General features: G+C 37.0%; 19 protein-coding genes. 8 read left to right on the top strand and 11 right to left on the bottom strand.

Annotated elements, in window-relative coordinates:
- Positions 1 to 60: 60 nt before the first annotated feature.
- The 3 genes from JKA74_RS03285 to JKA74_RS03275 form a co-directional block, all read right to left on the bottom strand.
- Positions 61 to 1,263: a Gfo/Idh/MocA family protein gene (locus JKA74_RS03285; protein ID WP_201429727.1), complete on the bottom strand. Its 1,203-nt coding sequence runs from the start codon at positions 1,261 to 1,263 to the stop codon at positions 61 to 63.
- Positions 1,264 to 1,420: 157 nt separating this feature from the next.
- On the bottom strand, positions 1,421 to 2,389 hold the full coding sequence (locus JKA74_RS03280) for a helix-turn-helix transcriptional regulator (RefSeq protein ID WP_201429726.1): 969 nt from the start codon (positions 2,387 to 2,389) through the stop codon (positions 1,421 to 1,423).
- A 59-nt stretch (positions 2,390 to 2,448) separates the two neighbouring features.
- Complete coding sequence (locus tag JKA74_RS03275) at positions 2,449 to 2,985, bottom strand: DinB family protein (RefSeq protein ID WP_201429725.1); 537 nt, start codon at positions 2,983 to 2,985, stop codon at positions 2,449 to 2,451.
- Positions 2,986 to 3,217: 232 nt separating this feature from the next.
- On the opposite strand from JKA74_RS03275, the gene JKA74_RS03270 reads away from it, so the two are divergent.
- Entirely contained in the window at positions 3,218 to 3,718 is a 501-nt protein-coding gene (locus JKA74_RS03270) for a DinB family protein (protein ID WP_201429724.1), read from the top strand.
- A 251-nt stretch (positions 3,719 to 3,969) separates the two neighbouring features.
- Entirely contained in the window at positions 3,970 to 4,452 is a 483-nt protein-coding gene (locus tag JKA74_RS03265; RefSeq protein WP_201429723.1) for a DUF4293 domain-containing protein, read from the top strand.
- Between the two features lie 111 nt (positions 4,453 to 4,563).
- Here JKA74_RS03265 and JKA74_RS03260 read toward each other — a convergent pair whose 3' ends face one another.
- The 3 genes from JKA74_RS03260 to JKA74_RS03250 form a co-directional block, all read right to left on the bottom strand.
- Entirely contained in the window at positions 4,564 to 5,394 is an 831-nt protein-coding gene (locus JKA74_RS03260; protein WP_201429722.1) for a DUF2490 domain-containing protein, read from the bottom strand.
- On the bottom strand, positions 5,394 to 7,340 hold the full coding sequence (locus JKA74_RS03255) for a hypothetical protein (protein ID WP_201429721.1): 1,947 nt from the start codon (positions 7,338 to 7,340) through the stop codon (positions 5,394 to 5,396). Before JKA74_RS03255 ends, JKA74_RS03260 begins: the two co-directional genes overlap by 1 nt.
- A 201-nt stretch (positions 7,341 to 7,541) precedes the next feature.
- A complete protein-coding gene (locus JKA74_RS03250; RefSeq protein WP_201429720.1) occupies positions 7,542 to 8,258 on the bottom strand; it encodes a DUF3891 family protein in 717 nt (238 codons plus the stop codon).
- A 176-nt stretch (positions 8,259 to 8,434) separates the two neighbouring features.
- Here JKA74_RS03250 and JKA74_RS03245 point away from each other — a divergent pair, with 176 nt between their 5' ends.
- Both JKA74_RS03245 and JKA74_RS03240 read left to right on the top strand, forming a co-directional pair.
- On the top strand, positions 8,435 to 9,586 hold the full coding sequence (locus JKA74_RS03245; RefSeq protein WP_201429719.1) for a zinc-dependent alcohol dehydrogenase: 1,152 nt from the start codon (positions 8,435 to 8,437) through the stop codon (positions 9,584 to 9,586).
- 21 nt (positions 9,587 to 9,607) lie between these two features.
- A complete protein-coding gene (locus tag JKA74_RS03240; protein ID WP_201429718.1) occupies positions 9,608 to 10,105 on the top strand; it encodes a hypothetical protein in 498 nt (165 codons plus the stop codon).
- Positions 10,106 to 10,201: 96 nt separating this feature from the next.
- Here JKA74_RS03240 and JKA74_RS03235 read toward each other — a convergent pair whose 3' ends face one another.
- Positions 10,202 to 10,984 carry a DUF4197 domain-containing protein gene (locus JKA74_RS03235; protein WP_201429717.1) on the bottom strand — a complete coding sequence of 261 codons (783 nt, stop codon included), beginning with the start codon at positions 10,982 to 10,984 and terminating at the stop codon, positions 10,202 to 10,204.
- Positions 10,985 to 11,278: 294 nt separating this feature from the next.
- Between JKA74_RS03235 and JKA74_RS03230 the strand changes: the two genes are divergently transcribed.
- Together JKA74_RS03230 and ispE are read left to right on the top strand one after the other, a co-directional pair.
- Positions 11,279 to 12,088, top strand: a complete 810-nt coding sequence (locus JKA74_RS03230) for an enoyl-ACP reductase FabI (RefSeq protein WP_201429716.1) — start codon at positions 11,279 to 11,281, stop codon at positions 12,086 to 12,088.
- An 80-nt stretch (positions 12,089 to 12,168) separates the two neighbouring features.
- Positions 12,169 to 12,963 (top strand): 4-(cytidine 5'-diphospho)-2-C-methyl-D-erythritol kinase, encoded by a 795-nt coding sequence (ispE, locus tag JKA74_RS03225; protein WP_201429715.1) that lies wholly within the window; start codon positions 12,169 to 12,171, stop codon positions 12,961 to 12,963.
- A gap of 29 nt (positions 12,964 to 12,992) precedes the next feature.
- Here the strand turns inward: ispE and JKA74_RS03220 are convergent, their stop codons facing one another.
- Genes JKA74_RS03220 through tgt form a run of 4 tightly spaced genes read right to left on the bottom strand, consistent with a single transcriptional unit; the run spans position 12,993 to position 17,976 of the window.
- A complete protein-coding gene (locus JKA74_RS03220; protein WP_201429714.1) occupies positions 12,993 to 14,837 on the bottom strand; it encodes an AAA family ATPase in 1,845 nt (614 codons plus the stop codon).
- 13 nt (positions 14,838 to 14,850) lie between these two features.
- On the bottom strand, positions 14,851 to 15,762 hold the full coding sequence (locus JKA74_RS03215) for a DMT family transporter (RefSeq protein WP_201429713.1): 912 nt from the start codon (positions 15,760 to 15,762) through the stop codon (positions 14,851 to 14,853).
- Positions 15,759 to 16,832 (bottom strand): LptF/LptG family permease, encoded by a 1,074-nt coding sequence (locus JKA74_RS03210; RefSeq protein ID WP_201429712.1) that lies wholly within the window; start codon positions 16,830 to 16,832, stop codon positions 15,759 to 15,761. The genes JKA74_RS03215 and JKA74_RS03210 overlap by 4 nt, the downstream gene beginning before the upstream one ends.
- 13 nt (positions 16,833 to 16,845) lie before the next feature.
- Positions 16,846 to 17,976, bottom strand: coding sequence for a tRNA guanosine(34) transglycosylase Tgt (gene tgt / locus JKA74_RS03205; RefSeq protein ID WP_201429711.1), 1,131 nt, complete (start codon positions 17,974 to 17,976; stop codon positions 16,846 to 16,848).
- Between the two features lie 89 nt (positions 17,977 to 18,065).
- Here tgt and JKA74_RS03200 point away from each other — a divergent pair, with 89 nt between their 5' ends.
- The gene (locus JKA74_RS03200; protein ID WP_201429710.1) at positions 18,066 to 19,184 is read left to right on the top strand and encodes a glycosyltransferase; all 1,119 of its coding nucleotides are present in this window, start codon (positions 18,066 to 18,068) and stop codon (positions 19,182 to 19,184) included.
- Entirely contained in the window at positions 19,175 to 19,789 is a 615-nt protein-coding gene (locus JKA74_RS03195; protein WP_201429709.1) for an RNA polymerase sigma factor, read from the top strand. The genes JKA74_RS03200 and JKA74_RS03195 overlap by 10 nt, the downstream gene beginning before the upstream one ends.
- Positions 19,790 to 19,791: the final 2 nt, after the last annotated feature.

The raw sequence follows: 19,791 nt of genomic DNA, 5'->3' as shown, positions 1-19,791 counted from the left end.
GACTACGCTTCTTTATTAATCGGACTGAGGTTAGTAAAGGTTGAAGAATGGGGTTTACTATTAATCGCCAATTCGCCAATCCAGCATCTTTTTGTTCTGGTCAATCGATACTCTTTTGCCTGTATCAGCCGCTTCGTAAATAGCATAAATGATATATACATCTCTTAGCCCCATTTCTCCCGGCAGAGGTGTTTTTTTGTTATTGATGATGCAATCTGCAAAATCGTCCATCTGCAAAGCCTGTTGATTTACTTGCTTAAAATCTAAATCACCTTTACTGGTTTCTCCTTCTATGCCACTGTAGGAATAAGCAGGGCTTAATTCAAACCATTCATTTGTATCCGTTTCAGCACGCAGCAAATTCAAGTTTTCCGCATAACTGGTTTTGCAATCTGCCACAGTGCCATCTTTAAACTGCATTTGCCAGTCAAGTCCTTGTTCTACTTCATCAAATTTCTCCTTATTCTTTACTTCATGATATTGTGCTGTAACAGAAACAGGCATTTCTCCCTTCGTATAGATAGCACCCTGAATGCAATAAATCCCCACATCTGTTAAGGGCCCGCCCCCGGCTAATTCTTTATCCAGTCGCCAGCCGCCCTTACCGATTCTGAAACCATCTTCAGCTATAATTTTCTCTACATTACCATACACCTCATTCTGGCCCAGCCTCATCATTTCCAGATTATGAGGTTCAAAGTGCAAACGATATCCAATAGAAAGCTTCACTCCTGCCTTATTGCAGGCATCTATCATGCGCTGGCAATCTTCAACAGAAGTAGCCATTGGTTTTTCACAGATCACATGTTTACCGGTTTGAGCAGCTCTAATGGTGTATTCCGCATGCATTCCGTTCGGCAACACTATATAAATAATATCAATGTCATCGTTTCCTTTGATGTTCTCGAAGTTTCCATAGTTGTAAACATTTTTATCAGCTATGTTATATTTCCTTTTCCATTCAGGAATTTTCTCGGGTGAGCCGGTCACAATACCGGACAATTTACAAAGCTTTGTTTCCTGTAGTGCCGGTGCAAGCTGTCCCCTACTATAATTCCCTAAACCTACCAATGCAATTCCCAACTTACGCCCATTTTGCAATTTTTCCAGCGTTTCTGGGGAAGGACTAGGATTTGTCCCGCCAGCCATTGCAGAAAGTCCATGGAGGCCTAAAGTAGTGGCACCTATGCCCATACTCAGTTTTCTAATGAAGGTACGTCTGGATGTATTCTCATGATCTAATTTTACGAAACGCTTTCTCATGGGTATGAAGGTTAAAGGTGGTAGTTCTACTGCTATTATAGAGTATATGATTTTACTGAAGGATTGTTGCAGCAAAATTCATTTTTCTATGAGGAACAATAGTTATTGCCATAAAACAGAAAATGAATAGCTATTCTCTCAAGTTCAATATGAAAATTTAACTGTTCAGTCTCTCCTCCGTTTTTCTCAGCAATTCCCTCACCTGATCTTTTAGGCTTTCAGGCTCAAGGATGGTTGCGTATTGGCCAAACATTAAAAACCACCGTGGAAAGCGATGTTCAATATTAGTGGTCATAAAAGTCATTTCTATTTGATCTTTTACCGCTTTCTCTGATACAAATCCGAAGAAATTTCTATCATTTTTAATATGCTTGGCAATGTTCTTATCAATTGAAATTCTCACTTTGGTTTTTGGTGAGGAGTCCGCATCATTATTATTTCTGTGTTCATCAATGGTACCATGTACTATAGTAAATTTTTGTTCAGTTGCTTTTATACTAATCATACGATCGGTACGAAATTGTCTGTAATCATTGCGTAAATGACAATAAGCCAGCACATACCAAAAATTGTTTTCATGGAAAAGTCCGACAGGTTCAATCCTTCTGTCAGAGCTATTATCAGATTGGAGTGATTGATACTTCAAAAAGACCTGTTTTTTTTCTGCTATACTTTCAAATAAAATTTCCAGTGCATTGGGAATATTCTCATTAAAAAGGGTTTGTGCAGGATTAATGAGTACATGCGACTCCAAAGCGGAAATCCAGTCTTTCTCGCTTCCCCTTAAAACGGATTTCACTTTGTACATCGCAGATGCATGAAAGGCACCAAGACTTTTATCTGTAAATTTCTGCATGAGTTTTTCAGCAGCCACAAAACTACCCGCTTCTTCGCGGGTAAACATAATCGGTGGCAAACGGTAGCCTTCCATTATGGTATAGCCTACTCCCGCTTCACTTGAAATAGGCACACCCGATGCCTCGAGCGTTCGAATATCCCTGTAAATAGTTCGCAGACTTACTTCAAACCGATCCGCCAATTCCTGCGCCTTCACAATTCTCTTGGATTGTAACTGAATAAAAATGGCGATGATCCGGTCGAAGCGTTTAACAGTATCAATACTCATAAGGGAATGATATATATCAAATAGATAAGACTTCACCCGAAGACTTATTCCAAATTTAATCATCCTTTTACTTGTAACAAATAAAAATTAAAGTCGGTCATGGGAGCATCCGTAATCCCCAAATTCCTGGTAATAGTAATTATTTGCCCTCTATGGTAAGTGCTGTGGTTCATACAATGTTGTATTAATTCATAACGTGGCTGAGTGGATTCAAACCAGGGTGTTATAGTTATCACCTCTTCCGTTAAAGCTGCTTCACTATAATTTTCGATTACACTGGCCATTACCCCGGATTGATCAATAATACTGTCAAATACTTCTGAAACACTCATTTCAATGTCAAATCCCTTACTCACTTCATTTTCAATATTTTGCTGTTCCCTGAGTACATTCAACCAAAATTCCTGGGTATCCTTCATATGAAGAAGTGTTTTCCTGATACTTGAGAAACTGGAGGGAATTTCCTGATCTATCTTTTCTTCAGGCTTTGTCATCAACCAATCGGCTAATTGTTTGTTGGCCCAATAGTTATAATTGGCATAATCACTTATTAAAGTTTGAAATACCGTTTGTTTTTGAGTTACTGTATCTATCATGGTTTCTTTGGTTTTAATGATAATACAAAGAAACAACCGGCTGATGACAACCTTATGTCAACAGAATCTCTCTAAATTTTAAAATTTAAAAAATACTCTTTTTACCTAGGTTAAAGGGCTCTTTTTAGGAACAAAAAAAGAAATTTCAATTTCCATTTTACTACTGACACAGGGCTGTCATCTCCGCCCATTAGTTTTGTTTCAAATAATTTTCATTTTAAACTTTTTAATCATGAACACACAAACAGCACAAAGAACTACTGAAATTTCCCAGGTAATAACTCCTGAAGAGCTATTGGCACACTGGCAAGGACATAGAGGACTAACCAGAAGGGTAATTGAGGCCTTTCCTGAAGAACAATTTTTCAAATTTTCAATTGGTGGGATGCGCACTTTTGCAGAAATGACCATGGAACTTTTGGCAATTGCCGGTCCGGGACTTAGAGAAATTGTGAGTGGAAAAACCTCAGAATTGAAAGAACATATTGAACATGGAAACAAAAAAGCTAAGCTACTTGAACTCTGGGATGCAACTACTGAGGAAATTAATAGATTATGGCCCCAAATTAAACCGAAAGACTTTCATAAAACCATTAAAACTTTTGGAGAATACGAAGGCACTGTTCAATCTTCCATCTTATATTTTATTGACAACGAAATCCATCATCGAGGTCAGGGCTATGTTTATTTACGAGCATTGGGAGTTGAGCCTCCTGCATTTTGGGAACGCTAGTTGAGGAAACAAATCTTGAAAATATAAACTCATTTAATGGGATTAATCCGGTTGCTATCATAATACGGATTAATCCCTGTTTTACTCTCTTGATTAGTCCCCATCGAAAAATCCACAAAATTGGTTTAGAAATTTTCTTTAAGAGCACCTCTTTTTTCTTCACTATTAAGAAAATTCATCTTTAATCATGTAAAATAAAGCATCCAATTAATTTTCAATTATCTTTGCATAACACAAATTAAGAACTTTCGATGATCCAAAGAATACAAACTATTTTTCTATTGATAGTGGGCCTTTCAATGTTGATATTTTTATTTGCCCCAATTTGGCAAAAAGAGGAAGTGAAAACCGGTGCTTCTTATACTCAAACAGCTTTTTACATGGAAACTGTACCTTCCGCAGAAGAAGGTGTCAATAACATTTTTATGCCTTACGCTATTCCCGGCATTTTAGGACTTATAGCTACTTGCCTGGCTTTTATTACTATTGGTTTGTACAAAAAAAGGATGAAGCAAATCATTTTGTGTGCTGTTAATTCCATAGTCATTGGAGTGGCTTTAGGCCTCTCAGCTTATTGGGCTTCACAGGCTGAAGGCAATATCCTCAGAGAAGCACAAGGCGGTTACCAGTACGGCTTATTTCTACCAGCTATCGCCTTAGTATTCAACTCACTGGCAGGAAGATTTATCCGTAAAGATGAAAAATTGGTACGATCAATGGATCGGTTACGATAAGATTTTTAGTGTACCTATTTCAATTTCGCCATAGTATCTTATTTTCTAAACTGTTTTGGCTACTCTGAGAAATTGATTTTAAATAATACCTCGAGCTATTGGAGTAAGCATTTATTGTCCAACAGGTATACTCCTGTTTTCTTTTTGTTTTCTGCCAAAGAAATCCAGGTTATGGTATATGCTAAATCTGACTATATGCCTACTTTGATACAAAAATGGTGAATCATCATGGCGATAAGTCCATTGATATCCTGTTTGAAACTGAACCTGATCGTTAAGAATATATCCTAAACCGGCAAAGAATCGAAAATCTTCAAAATGATTATATATAACACCTTTTCCAGCCTGAATAAATATTTCATTATAGGTAGATAAAAACAAAGCTCCCTGATCAAGTGTTGGCTTATTTAGCGGATAATAGGCCAGTAATTTATACCGAAACCGAAAATCCAGCTTGAACTCAGAGCCTTCTGTGTAGTCCCTCTTCCACCTTTGCTCAGTTCTGATTTGATGATAAATTTTTAAACGATCAAATGGAATGATAAAAAGAAATTGCTGCCACCCCCTAAATTGAGACACTACTTTATCAATTCCTTCACTGTCACCACCAGGAGCCCAATAGTAGGGATTAACAATTCCTGCAGTAAATTCAAAATTCTTATTTACTAAATAGGACAAGCCAAATCTTAGGTAAATCTGTCCCATTTCATTCCAAAACTGATCCCTCCTTCTTAGATGGTACTCCCCATAATAAAATAGTCTTTCTTTTATCCGGTATTTAGTATATAAACCAATCCAGGTTTCCGTAACATTCCTGATTTCCTTTCTCTCAGGGACGTCAGGGTTGGGATTAGGAGTGCCATCATTCTGTGCAATAATTGGAATTGAATAGAGGATGGGTAATACCCAAACTATGCAAAACAATATGAAATATTTATGCATTATATTTCTTCATTTAATTCTAAAAGCTCAATTATTTCTTCAGGATTGCTTTTTCTTTTCATCCTCCGTTCCAGTCTGCGAGTATCTTCTCCGAGCAACTCTAATAATCTGAACTGTAAAGCATCAATCAAATCAAGTCGCTTTTTTAAACTTTGAAAATTCTTTTCCTGCTGTAAAAGGAGTATTAAATAATTATACAGGTCAACAGCTGCTTTATCATATATTCTACGCTTAATCTTGGTTTCAAAATCATAATTGAAGGTATATGGATCAAATTTAGTGGTTGTATAAGCTTCTTCAATTTTCTCCTCCATTAATTCAATATCCCTGATTCTCTGTGGAATATTCCGTAATTCATCTAAATAATTCAATATTTCATAGCCTACTTCTATTTTTTGATCAAAATCTTTGGCATTGGAATAATGCTGCATATGTTGGTTAAAACCTCTCTCAACAAATTCCTTTCTTATTTTACCAAGTACATGGGATAATTGAATCGTGTCATGTTCTTGAAATATAGAATCAACCTCCCCTTTGGCTTTCAAAATATTTCTATCTAACTGCTCCAGCTTTTGGGAACGCATGCTCTTATCCAACTCTTCCTGCACACTCCAAGCAAGAATCTCTACTTTTTTTAGCTCCTCCTCCAGGCGTAACTTCAGATAAGCAATATCATTTATATTGAAGGTTTGATAGTTAATTATTTTCGTTTTTGTTTCATCACCAAATTGGTAGGATATAGTATCTGCCTCATTCAAAAACTTAAGATGATCACTAAAGTAAATGGATGTATTAATGTACTTAAAATCCTTCTCATTCATATCTAATACCTCTCCAATAGAATCTATATGCTGATCCACCAATGAAAAATAATTATAAATCCACGACATGGAATCTGTCTTCTGACTGTTTATTTCAAAAAAATTATCCATATCCGGTGTATGAATAATATTTTTGATACTATCAGTGTATTGTTTAGCTAATTCTATATCTTTCTTAAATTCCTCTGTAATAGTAAATTCAAACCTGGCTGTTTTTAATAAATTGGGTTTATTCCTGCTTATGGCCGTATCCATTTTAAGCATTTGCATCAGTTTGTCATAAAGCAATTGATTCGCTTGTTTCTGGGCCAAAATTGCTTCATTGGAAGGGTGATAGCCCAGATCAAATAATAAAGGAAAACCTTTATCCGCTACTTTGATGGTTTTTGAATCCGGGTTCTCTTTTAGTAAGGCTAATTTTTCTTTTGCATCCTCAAAGTTCACTTCCTGAATGGTATCATTATTTGAGGTCTTTAGAATTTTCAAAAGAAATCCATTTTCATACAATCTTTTTTCTGTTATTTTCAAACTATCCTGCCAGTAAACAAAGACCCATTCATTGTCAAGGAAACCTTTCTCATCAAATTTACCCTCCACCCGGAAAGTATCCTCTTCCTTAGAATCCAAATTAAAATATGAGATAAGGTGACCATTCTTAAAACTCATTTTACTATCGCTAATTTGTTTTTCTAAACCACCCTCTATAAAAGTTTGTTTACTAAAGCGCCAGTCCCCTTCTCTAACAGATTGGGAATATTGTGCATTTAAAACTTTCCTGTTTGTAATTAAAGCATAATTCACATTGAAATCCCTGACATCATTGATGGTGAGTAAATGATCATCCTGACGGAAGGTCCATTCGCCTACGCGCTTGTTTTTTTTGAACTTCCCTGACCACAATATTTTAGTGAAATCCAAATCAAAAAGACTGTCTCTCTTGCTAAATTCTATCTCATATTCCCCATCAAGTATTTTTTCTTCTTTATTTTGTATATAGTCAAAACGTGCATTTGCAGTTTCTTCTTTATTGACTTTAATTTCGCCTTTGAATTTTTCTGTTTTTTGAGCCAATGCGAGGGTAGCACTTGAAACAAGCAAAAAAACAATTAAGAAAACCTTTCTCATCTAATTTAGGATTTTATAAAACATATTGGATTCTTATAGCCATTCCAAATATCATTAGGACATAACCAATGAATTAACAACCCATTGGACTTGTTGTTTTCAGCAATTATTCAGAGTAAAGTAAAGGATTTTTTATTATTCATTAAAATGAAACCATTAAAAACAGAAGTTGACTCTATTTCATCTGAACATCACTACAGATTATCTTTTGGAAATCAGCATTTTACACATGTTTACAGGAACTGAATGAAAAGCTTTTTTAAATACCGAAGCACTCTTAAAGCTTAATTGTTGAAGCAATCTCGTTTCATAATAGACAGTGAAATTTTCCACCTCAAAGGGCCAGGGCGAAACGATCAATCCTTCCCCTTTCCTTAAAAAAACTTGATAGGGTTTTCCATCCGGCCCATTGCTAATTTCAATTTTTCGTTCTTCCGGTTGTATGACATTTTCACAAATCAACAAAGAGAAAGCATCACAGAATTCTAATAGTTTATAACTTTTATTTATTTCATCTCTCGTGCAATTTGCCTCTTTTAGCCAGGAGCTTTCAAGTTTTTGCAATCCCTTACAATAAGATTTAGCATTTCTTTCATCTCCATATAAAAACTGGATATGCCGGGAAATAAGCAAAGTGATATAGCGACCCCTGGTCATGGCCATGTTAAGAAGTTTATCGCAATAGCCCTTATCAAAAGAATTCTTCCTGTAATTTTTAGGAGTACCATTTTCTTCCAGGATATCTTGCTTTTCCAACTCATTGTTAGCATCATCATGTTCCGCTGTGGCCATCAAGGTGTCAATCCACCTGTCAGGTTGCTTATCCTTTTTCCATTGAGCACAAATTTGAGCACTCAGCAACGCATGTGACCTTTGGGTAATAATTAACCAGCCAGAAGAAGTGTGGTTGACAATCATTTATTTGAGCACTTTAACATTCATTCAAGTAAAATTAACGGTGCTCTACAAATGAGGTTTTCGGCATGATTCGAAACTACGTTTATATGAAAACGTAATCAAATAGAAAAGTGAGAGATGATTACTTTTTTAGCTAAAATCAGAAATGATATTTTTTAAACTTAAAACCTACGGCTATGCTAGCTATGAACTATAGGGGAACCCGGAGAATCCGGCTCGACCATGACAAACCCATTCCTGAAATTGAACATCCTCAAGACGCTATTATAAAAGTCACGCGCTCATGCATTTGCGGTTCAGACTTACATCTTTATAATGGCAATGTACCTGACACCCGAATAGGCTCTACTTTCGGACATGAATTTGTAGGAATAGTGGAAGAAATTGGCACAGATGTTCAAAACATTAAGGTAGGAGATCAGGTCATTGTTCCCTTTAATATTGCATGTGGACAATGTGTTTTTTGTGAACAAGAATTGTATGCAAGTTGCCATGAATCTAATCCGCAATCTACGGCCCTGGGTGGTATATTTGGTTATTCGCATATTGCCGGGGGACATGAGGGCGGTCAGGCAGAGTACGTAAGGGTGCCTTACGCCAATGTGGGCCCTATGGTGATCCCTGATAATTTAGACCTTGACGATGCAGTCTTACTGACAGATATTGTCCCCACCGGATACCAGGCCGCGGAAATGGGTGGCATACAGAAAGGTGATACAGTAGTGGTTTTTGGGGCTGGTCCTGTAGGAATAATGGCAGCAAAATGCTCCTGGCTGTTTGGAGCAGGCAGGGTAATAGTCATTGATCAGGAAGAATACAGACTGGATTTTGTTCAAAAATACGCTGATTGCGAAGTTTATAATTTCAATTCATTGGAAGATCCTGTTAAATTTATAAAACAGACCACAGATTGGTTGGGAGCTGATGTTTGTATTGATGCTGTGGGAGCAGAAGCCGCAGGCGATGCTTTACAAACAATAACCGGAAGAAAACTGCTGTTGCAGGCAGGATCAGCCACTGCACTTCAATGGGCAATAAACGGGGTGAAAAAAGGAGGGATTGTATCAGTGGTGGGCGTTTACGGCCCAACCGGTAACCTGGTACCAATAGGAAATGTAGTGAATAAAGGCATAACTGTGAGAGCCGGGCAGGCTTCTGTAAAAAGGCTTTTGCCTAAGCTAATAGAGCATGTCCAGAAAGGCGTGCTCAACCCAAAAGAATTAATCACACATAGAATCCCACTGGAAGAAGTAGCTGATGGCTATCGTATTTTCTCTGAAAAATTGGATCATGTGATCAAGCCTGTACTTATTCCACCATCAGCATAGAACTTTAAAATCATAACTATTATGAAAAACAAATCAAATAAAGACTATTCTCATATTAAGGGGTGGGCTATAGATGCCGACCCTAAAAACGATCCCGTTTATCCGATGAAAAACCGCACGAATGGTGAACACAAAGGTTACAACTGGAAGAGACCAAAACAACAAGCTGTAGATCGGGAGGTGCTTCATTCAAATGAAAGGCCCAATGTGAGTGCTGTTTTCGGCCTTGCCCCTGAACCCTCCGGTTTAAGTGGAATGATCAGGCGTTTCGCCTTTAAATACAGCGAAAATGAACATACCCACTGGTTGTCCCTTTTGTTTGCCGATAGAGTAAATGAACTGGAAGGGTTGGTAGATGACATCAAAAAAGGTCAATTTCCCAACATTATAGCAGAAAAAGGTTGGGGAGCGCAATGGAAGCATGACCGCAAGACAATGATCAAAAAAATCACTGTTGGTACGGCCATTGTAGCGGGTATAGCTATCATGTTATCAGGCAAAAGAAATAAATATTTCTAAACCAAACTCATTGGATTATTAAGGATTCTCTCCCTGATTAAAACTTCTGAACAGGAAAACGGATTCAGACAAAGGCAACTTAAGTCAGCAAATGCATCAACTTCCAAATACTTTTTTCAAAATATCATTTATCCTTGCCGATGGGTTTTCCCTGATGTCTTTTTCTTTCAAAGCTATTTTTTGAAAGATCCCGTTCAGTGCCCGTTGAGTAACAAATGCCGATAAATCGCTCTCTTCAATGGGACTTAATTTTAAAGCATTAATGACATCAGCTCTTTCCACATCATTGTAAGATTTTACAAATTGGCTATAAATAGCTTCACTGCTTTTGTTAAAAACCAAAGGTTTTTTCAACACAGTTTTAATTTCAGGTTTGAAAGCATCCACTAATTGATTAAAGGTTTTATTCTTTAAATATAAGGTTGCTGCATCATCCTGCCCTTTCAATATATTAAAACCATCCTGAATAGTCATACTTTTGATGGCATTTACAAAAATAGGCTTGGCTTTTACAGCAGCATTTTCGGCTGCCCTGTTTAAACTAATAACCATATCCTCCTCAATGTCTTTGATCAAATTGTCATAAATTTTCCTACCTGCCGAGGTAGACTTCAATTGGGTAATAGCTGAATTAATTTCTGAAGGCAATAAAATTTTGATGGCCGCATCCTTTAAATATCCATCTGTTTTTGACAAAGTCTGTACACTGGCATTGGTACCTACTTCCAGGGCTGACTTCAATCCTTGAATTACTTCCTTTTCAGTCAAGCCTGTGCCTGTATCAATGCCATAATCATTAGCAACCTGTTGTACTACATCGCATGATTGAAAGGGTAAAAAAACTACAAAAAGGCTCAATAAAACACTTCTGATTTTCATATTTAGTCTATTAAAATAAGATGTTGCATATTACAAGAATCCTGCCACACAATCAACTTCATATTAAATATAGCAAGGGAATGTTGATAGATGGCCAAATGAATGAAAATATTTATCATTGAAACCGGTTATTTTGATTCTTGCCACGCAAATTAAAGCCCAGCCCACTACAGCCTGGAGGCTGAATAGAGGCACCTTCCTCCCGAATTGATCATTCAGAAAGCATTATTACTTATTAATTATTCCTTACTGAAATAAATTTCTATTTTTGCTTATTCAAAAAGAAACAAAACTATGTCAAATAATTTATTAGCCGGAAAAAAAGGAATTATCACAGGAGCTTTGGATGAAAATTCGATCGCCTGGAAAACAGCAATAAAAGCCAAGGAACAAGGCGCAAAATTTGTATTGACAAATGCACCTGTAGCCATGAGAATGGGTGGTATTCAGGAATTGGCCAAAGAGTGTAATACCGAGGTAATCCCTGCAGATGCCACTTCAGTGGAAGATATCACTAACCTTTATACCCAGTCCAAAGAAATTTTAGGCGGAAATTTTGATTTTATCCTTCACTCCATCGGCATGAGCCCAAATGTGCGTAAAGGGAAAGCTTATCATGACCTGAACTACGACTGGTTACAAAAAACTTATGATATTTCAGCAGTATCATTCCATAAAATGATGCAGGTAGCTGATAAAATGGAAGTAGTTAACGAATGGGGGTCTATTGTTGGCTTGTCTTACATAGCTGCTCAAAGAACGTATCCGTTTTACAACGACATGGCTGATGCAAAAGCATTATTAGAATCCATTGCAAGAAGTTACGGTTACCGCTTCGGAACTACTAAAAATGTAAGGGTAAATACTATTTCCCAGTCTCCCACACCTACTACAGCAGGATCAGGAATCAGTGGATTTGACTCATTTTTCAATTTCGCAGAAAAAATGTCACCATTAGGCAATGCCACTGCCGAAGATTGTGCCAATTATATTATCATGATGTTTTCTGATTTCACACGTATGGTTACCATGCAAAATCTTTTCCATGATGGTGGTTATTCCTTCACAGGTATTTCTGAGGAAATGATAGACCAAATGAAATAAGACAAAATTGAGAAATTAAAATTAAACAATAAGATCTGGCAGATTTTAAAAACCTGCCAGGTCTATTCCTCCCATCTTAGATGATTTCATTTCCCAATGCCAAAATTAATTTAGGGTTAAACATCCTCTCCAAAAGAGCGGATGGATATCATAATATATCTTCCTGCTTTTACCCTATTCCTGTAAAAGATGCATTGGAAATTATACCTGCTCAACGAACAACTTTTGAAAGTACGGGCTTGAAAATACCTGGGAAGCCCGAGGAAAACCTGGTCTGGAAAGCCTATCATTTACTGAACAAGGAATTTAATTTGCCGGAGGTTGAAATTGTACTTCATAAAGCCATTCCTATGGGTGCTGGTATTGGTGGTGGTTCCGCAGATGGGGCTTTTATGCTTAAATTGCTTAACGATTATTTCAAACTAAACCTATCCACGGAAAAGCTGGAAAATTACGCTTTAAAACTGGGAAGTGACTGCCCTTTCTTTATCCAAAACAAACCAAAATTAGTAAGCGGACGGGGAGAAATTTTTGAAGATATCGCTGTTGATTTACAGGGCTATTTCGTAGGATTGGTTTTCCCGGGTATCCATATAGGAACTAAAGAAGCTTATAATGGAATTCATCCGAAAAACCCTGAAACTCCTATTAAGGAGATCATAGAAAACCACCCTCTGAAAGATTGGAAAAATAATTTAAAGAACGATTTTGAAGAAAGTGTATTTAAGCAACACCCTACTTTAGCCTTAATCAAAAATAAATTATATGATTCCGGTGCCATTTATGCTTCCATGACAGGAAGTGGCTCCACTATGTACGGAATATTTAAAGAGAAGCCTGAAGGTTCAATAGTTGATCAATTATATAACTTGTAAAAGCAAAATATTTAATAATCCTTCATTTTCTAATGAAGGAAATTCCATTTTACTTCATCAAGCTTACCTTTTCTTCTGAAGCGTTTGATTCTGCGTTGCACATAATTTAACTCACGGTATTCTGCTTCCAGTTTTTGAAGTTCTATCCGCTGTTCTATAAGTGACTGGCGATAATTCTGCACACGATTCACCAGTTCAGTGTTTCGTAATTCATCATCAGTTTCATTTTGTACAGAATAAGTCTGCAGGTAACTTTTATTTCTTACTATACTTTTTTCTATATCTTCTAATTGAAATTTAATGGAATTGATTTTTCCTTCCTGATTAAAAGCCAAAGCATTTACACTACTGGAAATAGCCAATAAAGCCCCTGCATAAGGCACTAACTGGCGCGCAATAGTGTGATCATCAAAAAATGAACCGGTGGCACTGAAGGTTCCTAAAAAGAAAGTAGAAAACAATAAGGCATTCTTCAAATTCCGTTTTTTTTGTGATTTTCTGTCCAGTTCTTTTATCTGTTTTCTCAATCCCACCAATAAAGCATCAGTTTCTTTATGGTAGTGCTCAAGATCACGGTACACTTCCACTGTATTAACTCCCTGATTAACAGTGACATTAAAAAATTGGCTATCTGAAGCCCCATCCGGATCAGTTACAGTAAATAACACATCATACTGAACGGGAATACCATCAGCTTTCACTACATCATAATCAATGGTATCACTCATTAAATACAACCTCTCTCCCTCTTGTTGCAGGTAAAGCCAATCCGGTTCATTGTCCAGCTCAAACCGCAAATCAGAAGTATTATGATTGTTGTCTCTGATAAAAACCCTTCTTTTAATAGCATATCCTTCCCTTACAGAAAGATTGGTAAGCTTGGTAATAACAGGAGGGTCATTTTTATCACTTTTCAGAATAGTAATGTTTTTTTCTACAAAATCTTCAGGATGTCGTAAGTCTCTGGCCGTCAACTTTACATCCAGTGGGAAAACTGAATTTATTTTTGCCATTTCACTGGTGGAGAGGCTCCATGTAAAACGACCAGAATTACTGATATTTGGATTGCCAACGGTTACCGGTATTTCAACATTATATGCAATGGGATCATTATCAGGGTCAGTTACAGAAAAATCGATTTCAAGTTGTTGGTCGGCAGTAATAATGTAAGTAGCATTTATATTGTTCCTCAATTGTGGTGGTAAATTTTGATCAATAATCTGAAAACGATACTTCTTCCTGCCAGCAGTATTGTTGGCATCAACGGCTATAAGCTCCATTTCAAAGTACTTTCTTTCTGCTTGCTCCTGGCTAGGCTTCCAATCCAACATGAGCCTGTTACCAATAATATGCAAATCACTATTATCGAAACTCTTAAGATCTGTATTGCTATCCAGTATGTAACTAAGAATCAAATCTTCGTCAGTTGCTGTGGGACTGGTGGCCACAAATTCCATCCGGTAACGTTCTCCCTGCAAAAGTTTAATATAAGGCCTTTGATTCAATGAATCCGGAATCATGTAGAAGCGCGGAAGCTGCTTTGGTGTTTGTATTTTAATCAGTGTTTGTGCTTTCTTCACAATTTGGTCGGCTGAGTCTTTTATAAAGAAAGTAGCTCTGTACAAACCTGATTCGTTGCTTTTTGGCTGCCAGTAAAACTCCATTTCCTGGAGATCAAATTTTGCATCCGGGGCATCACTTTTCCATGTGAGCTTATATTGGTCTTTATTGATAGCGGTCCAATCCACTTTAAAAACCACCTGTTTGCCAACTTCTTCTTCAATTAATTCAGGGGCATAAATGTTTACATCATTCTGTGCAAATACCTGAAAACCAAAAAATAGAGATAGTATAAATAAAAAATAGTATTTCACAATCACACAATATTTAACGTAGAGTATCGCTTTGTAGTGCCTTTCTATTGGCCAATTTATTTACCAGTGGATACGATAAAACAGAAAGTAAAATAATAAATGTTCCCATATAAAATCCGGTGGACATTTCTTCTTTCTCCCCAAAAATAAGAAAGGCTATTATAATTCCATACACTGGTTCTAAATTCACTGTAAGATTTACAACAAAAGCACTCAAAACCTGCTGAATTTTAACAGAAGCAGAAAAAGCATACACTGTACAAATACCTGCCAGGATAACTAAATAAAACCAATCTGACCCACTTGGCATCAAATCAAAAGCTGTATTGCTGAAATAAGTAGCATAAACAGGTATAAAAATAGCTGTACCGATAAATGCCCCCAACATCTCATAGAAAGTAATGGTATAGGGATTATGCCTGTGGGTAAATTTACCATTTAGCACTGTAAATACGCTGGCCAGCATGGCTGAAATAATGGCCATTGTTATTCCCAGAGCATACTGAAATTCAAACCGGAAAATAACGTATAAGCCAAACATCACCACAATTCCCAATATTACTTCGTAGATCTTCACCTTTCTGTTAGTCATCAAAGGCTCAATCAAACTAGTCCAAAAAGAGCAAGTGGCAATTCCTGCCAAACATACAGAGGCTGTAGACACACGTGCAGCTCCAAAGAATAATATCCAATGAGCAGCTATAATAAACCCTGTAGCAACAATTTTGATGATTTCATATTTGCCAATGGCGAATTGCTTTCTCCTAGCTGCCAGCAAAATACCTAATACCGCAGTCGCCAATAATGTTCTGTAAAATACTACTTCAACTGCGGGAATGGCTATTAGTAAGCCTAAAATTGCAGTGAATCCCCAAATGAGGACAATAAAGTGCAACTTGAAATAGCTTTTTAATTCATTGTTCATCGTGGAACAAATTTATATAAAATCAACCCTAAAACGGTAAATGTAATATTGGGCAACCAAACGGCCAGTATCGGGTTCATCGTGGAATTCTCAGCTATAGCCTTGCTCAGTATGAAGAAGATGATAAAGACAAAGGCAATCACAAAACCTAAAGCAATTTGAAAACCTGTTCCTCCTCTTGTTTTCTTGGAAGATAATATAACACCAATGAAAGTAAGAATGAGAGCTGCAAAAGGTGACATATAGCGTATATATCGCTCAATGAGATATACCTTCACATTATCTGCACCTCGTTCCCTTAACAGGGAAATATAATCGTTCAGCTCCGCCATCGTCAAGGTTTCCTGCAAACCATGACTATTGGCGAAATCATTGGGTGTAAAATTAAGTACTGTATCTATTTCTGCTCCGTTAGTAACTTTTTCCTTAAAACCATCAAACTTCCGAAGTTCCCAATCCTTTATCGTCCAGCTCGATTTGGCCGAATCCCACTCTATTCTCCTGGCGCTTAATTTTTCCTTAAGCTCCTTATCTGCAATTCTTTCCAAAGTAAAACGGTAGCCAACATCCCGCTGATTGTTATAGCTTTCCATATAAGCATAAATCTCAGGCGCAATTTTGAGGTGAATATTTCTGTCATTAAAGTAAAAAGGCTTCTTTGTATAAGCTATTTCAAATGCTATCCGGGTTTTATTGGCTTTTGGAATGACATAAGAATTTAGAAAAAAACTAAACAATGCAATGATGCTTGCACCAATAAAATAAGGTCTCATAAACCTCCTAAAACTCATTCCTCCGGCAAGCATAGCTATAACTTCAGTATGGCCTGCCATTTTGGACGTAACAAAAACCGCTGCTATAAAAATAGTAATAGGGGTAATAAGGTTGGCTATCCATGGAATAAACCCACCATAATAAGGCAAAATCTCCATAAAAGTGAGATTGTGCTTCATAAAATCATCATTTTTCTCTGTGTAATCAATTACTACCACAATGGCTAATATGATTACTACCACGAAAATAAAAGTGGAAAGGAATTTCTTGATGATGTATTTATCTAAAATTTTCATAGGCTTTTCTTACTTAAATCCTTTGCATCAATTTTCCGACCATTTTTTCTTTCCACTCGTAAAATGTGCCTGAAATAATTTCTTTTCTGGCACTTTCTACCAGCCAAAGGTAAAAAGCCAGATTATGAATACTGGCGATTTGTGCGCCTAATATTTCTTTTGAAATCATTAAATGGCGCAAATAGGCTTTCGAGTAAAATGTATCAACATAACCCGTAAGTCCCGGATCAATACTTGAAAAATCATCCTCCCATTTTTTATTCCTGATGTTGATAATACCCTCAGTGGTAAAAAGCATTCCGTTCCTTGCATTTCGTGTAGGCATCACACAATCAAACATATCAACTCCCAAGGCGATACATTCCAGGATATTGGCAGGTGTCCCCACTCCCATCAGGTAACGCGGCTTGTCAGCAGGTAAAATATCACAAACCAGTTCAGTCATTTCATACATCATCTCAGCGGGTTCCCCAACAGATAATCCACCAATTGCGTTTCCTTGCTGTTCTTTTGAAGCAATTACTTCAGCTGATTGTTTACGCAAGTCTTTATAAGTGCTGCCTTGCACAATGGGGAAAAGCGTTTGATCATACCCATAATTTCCTTCAGTGGCATCAAACCTGTTGATACACCTGTCCAGCCAGCGGTGCGTCATGTCCATAGATTTTCTGGCATACTCATAGTCACAAGGATAAGGTGTACACTCATCAAAGGCCATCATTATATCTGCACCAATTTTTCTCTGAATATCCATCACATACTCAGGACTGAAAACATGTTTCGAACCATCAATATGCGATTTAAAAGTAACGCCCTCCTCTTTAATCTTGCGCGTTCCGGAAAGGCTGTACACCTGGTACCCCCCACTATCTGTTAAAATAGGTTTGTCCCATCCATTGAATTTATGCAGTCCTCCCACCTTTTCCAGGATTTCCAATCCCGGCCTAAGGTACAAATGATAAGTATTGCCCAATATAATCTGGGCTTTGATATCATCATGCAGTTCTCGTTGATGTACTGCTTTTACTGAACCTGCAGTGCCCACCGGCATAAATATGGGAGTCCTTATAGCTCCATGGGCTGTTTGCATCAAACCTGCCCTGGCTTTGGAGTTTTTATCTTTATCTGAAATGGTAAATGTCATAGAAGTGCAAAAATATAGCTTCTTAAGAATTTATAATTTTTATTTTCCAATATCTTTGTCAAAACACCAAGAAAAGACTTTTCTCATTCATGACAAACTTCCACCCTCTTTTTTATATTTTCTGCTTTTTCTTATGCATCCAACTTTATTTTTTAATCAGATATTTTCTAAAACTTTCTTTTTTTGCCCCTGAACCTACTCCCTCTCACTCCCAACCGGAAGTATCTGTAGTAATTTGTGCACATAATGAAATTGACAATCTTCGGGAAAGACTTCAAAGTATCCTGACACAGGAATATCCTGTTTTTGAAGTAATTGTAGTGGACGACCGCTCCCACGATGGTTCTTATGATTGGCTCCTAAGCATCAGGAATGATTACCCTTTTTTGAAAGTGGTTAGAATTGATGAGGTTCCTCTGCATATTAACCACAAAAAATACGCCCTCACTATCGGCATCAAAGCTTCTCAATATGAAACCATCCTACTTACCGATGCTGATTGCAAGGCCATCAGCAAAAACTGGATTGCCAAAATGGCATATTGCTATGGCAAGGATACAAAAATTGTCTTAGGAGTTTCCCAATATGAAAAATCAACAGGTTTATTGAACAAGTTTATACGCTATGAAACATTGCAAACTGCCATTTTATATCTTTCTTTAGCCTTATCAGGAAAACCTTACATGGGTATAGGTCGTAATCTATCATATAAAAGGTCGTTGTTTTTGGAAAATAAAGGATTCAAGGAATATTTGAATATAACAGGTGGCGATGATGATTTATTTGTAAACAAACATGCTAATGGCACGAATACGGCAATTTGCACAGATATGCAGGCTACCCTCTATTCTAAACCAAAAACAAGTTGGAAAGATTTTATCACTCAGAAAAAAAGACATCTTTCAGTGGGTAAATTTTATCGGAAGAAAGATAAATTCCTTCTCGGACTCTATCATGTTTCACAAACAATGTTATGGATATTCTTTATCTTCGTAATTGGTGTTGGTCAAATGCAGGAAATTCTATTGGTTTCGCTTTTAATGGCATTAAGAATGATAGGACAATGTGTCGTGTTCCGGAAAACTAGCACCAAGTTTGGAGATATAAATAAATTATGGTTGTTCCCCCTATTGGAAATACTTTTTAATATTTACTATTGGGTAATAGGAACCAATGCACTACTGTCAAAAAAAGTTAAATGGAAATAAATAAAAACAGAAGTTTTTCAGAAAAGGCATTAAAGGATTTTAGATTGATAGATCAGGCCGTATTAGCCAAAAATCAAATGGCTTATGCTGAATTGATGAAAAGATATAAAAAACCTGTTTATCATATGGTCCTCAAAATGGTTAGAAACGTAGATGACGCTGAGGATTTAACCATTGAAGCATTTTCAAAGGCCTTTAAAAGTTTACATAGATTTAAGAAAGACTATACTTTTAGCACCTGGCTTTTCCGGATTGCAACTAATAATGCAATTGACTTTATCCGAAAGAAAAAGCTAAGGACCATCAGTATCCATTCTTCCTATACTGATGACAATGGAGATGCCGTGGGCATAGACATTGAAGACAGAAATTTGACTCCCCAGGACAGTGCCATAAGGCAACAACGGATTGAGCTCATGCGCATGTTTGTGGACAAATTACCCTCTAAATATCAAAGGTTGGTGAAACTTCGCTATTTCCAGGAACTTTCTTATGAGGAAATAGCGCAGGAACTTGATTCTCCCCTCGGTACAATCAAGGCGCAATTGCACCGTTCACGAGAGCTTATGAGAGAGTTGATAGAGGGAAAAGAAAAGAATTTTTAAGT

Source organism: Marivirga aurantiaca (assembly GCF_016679925.1).
Lineage (GTDB): Bacteria > Bacteroidota > Bacteroidia > Cytophagales > Cyclobacteriaceae > Marivirga > Marivirga aurantiaca.
This window is presented reverse-complemented; position numbering and strand designations above follow the sequence as displayed.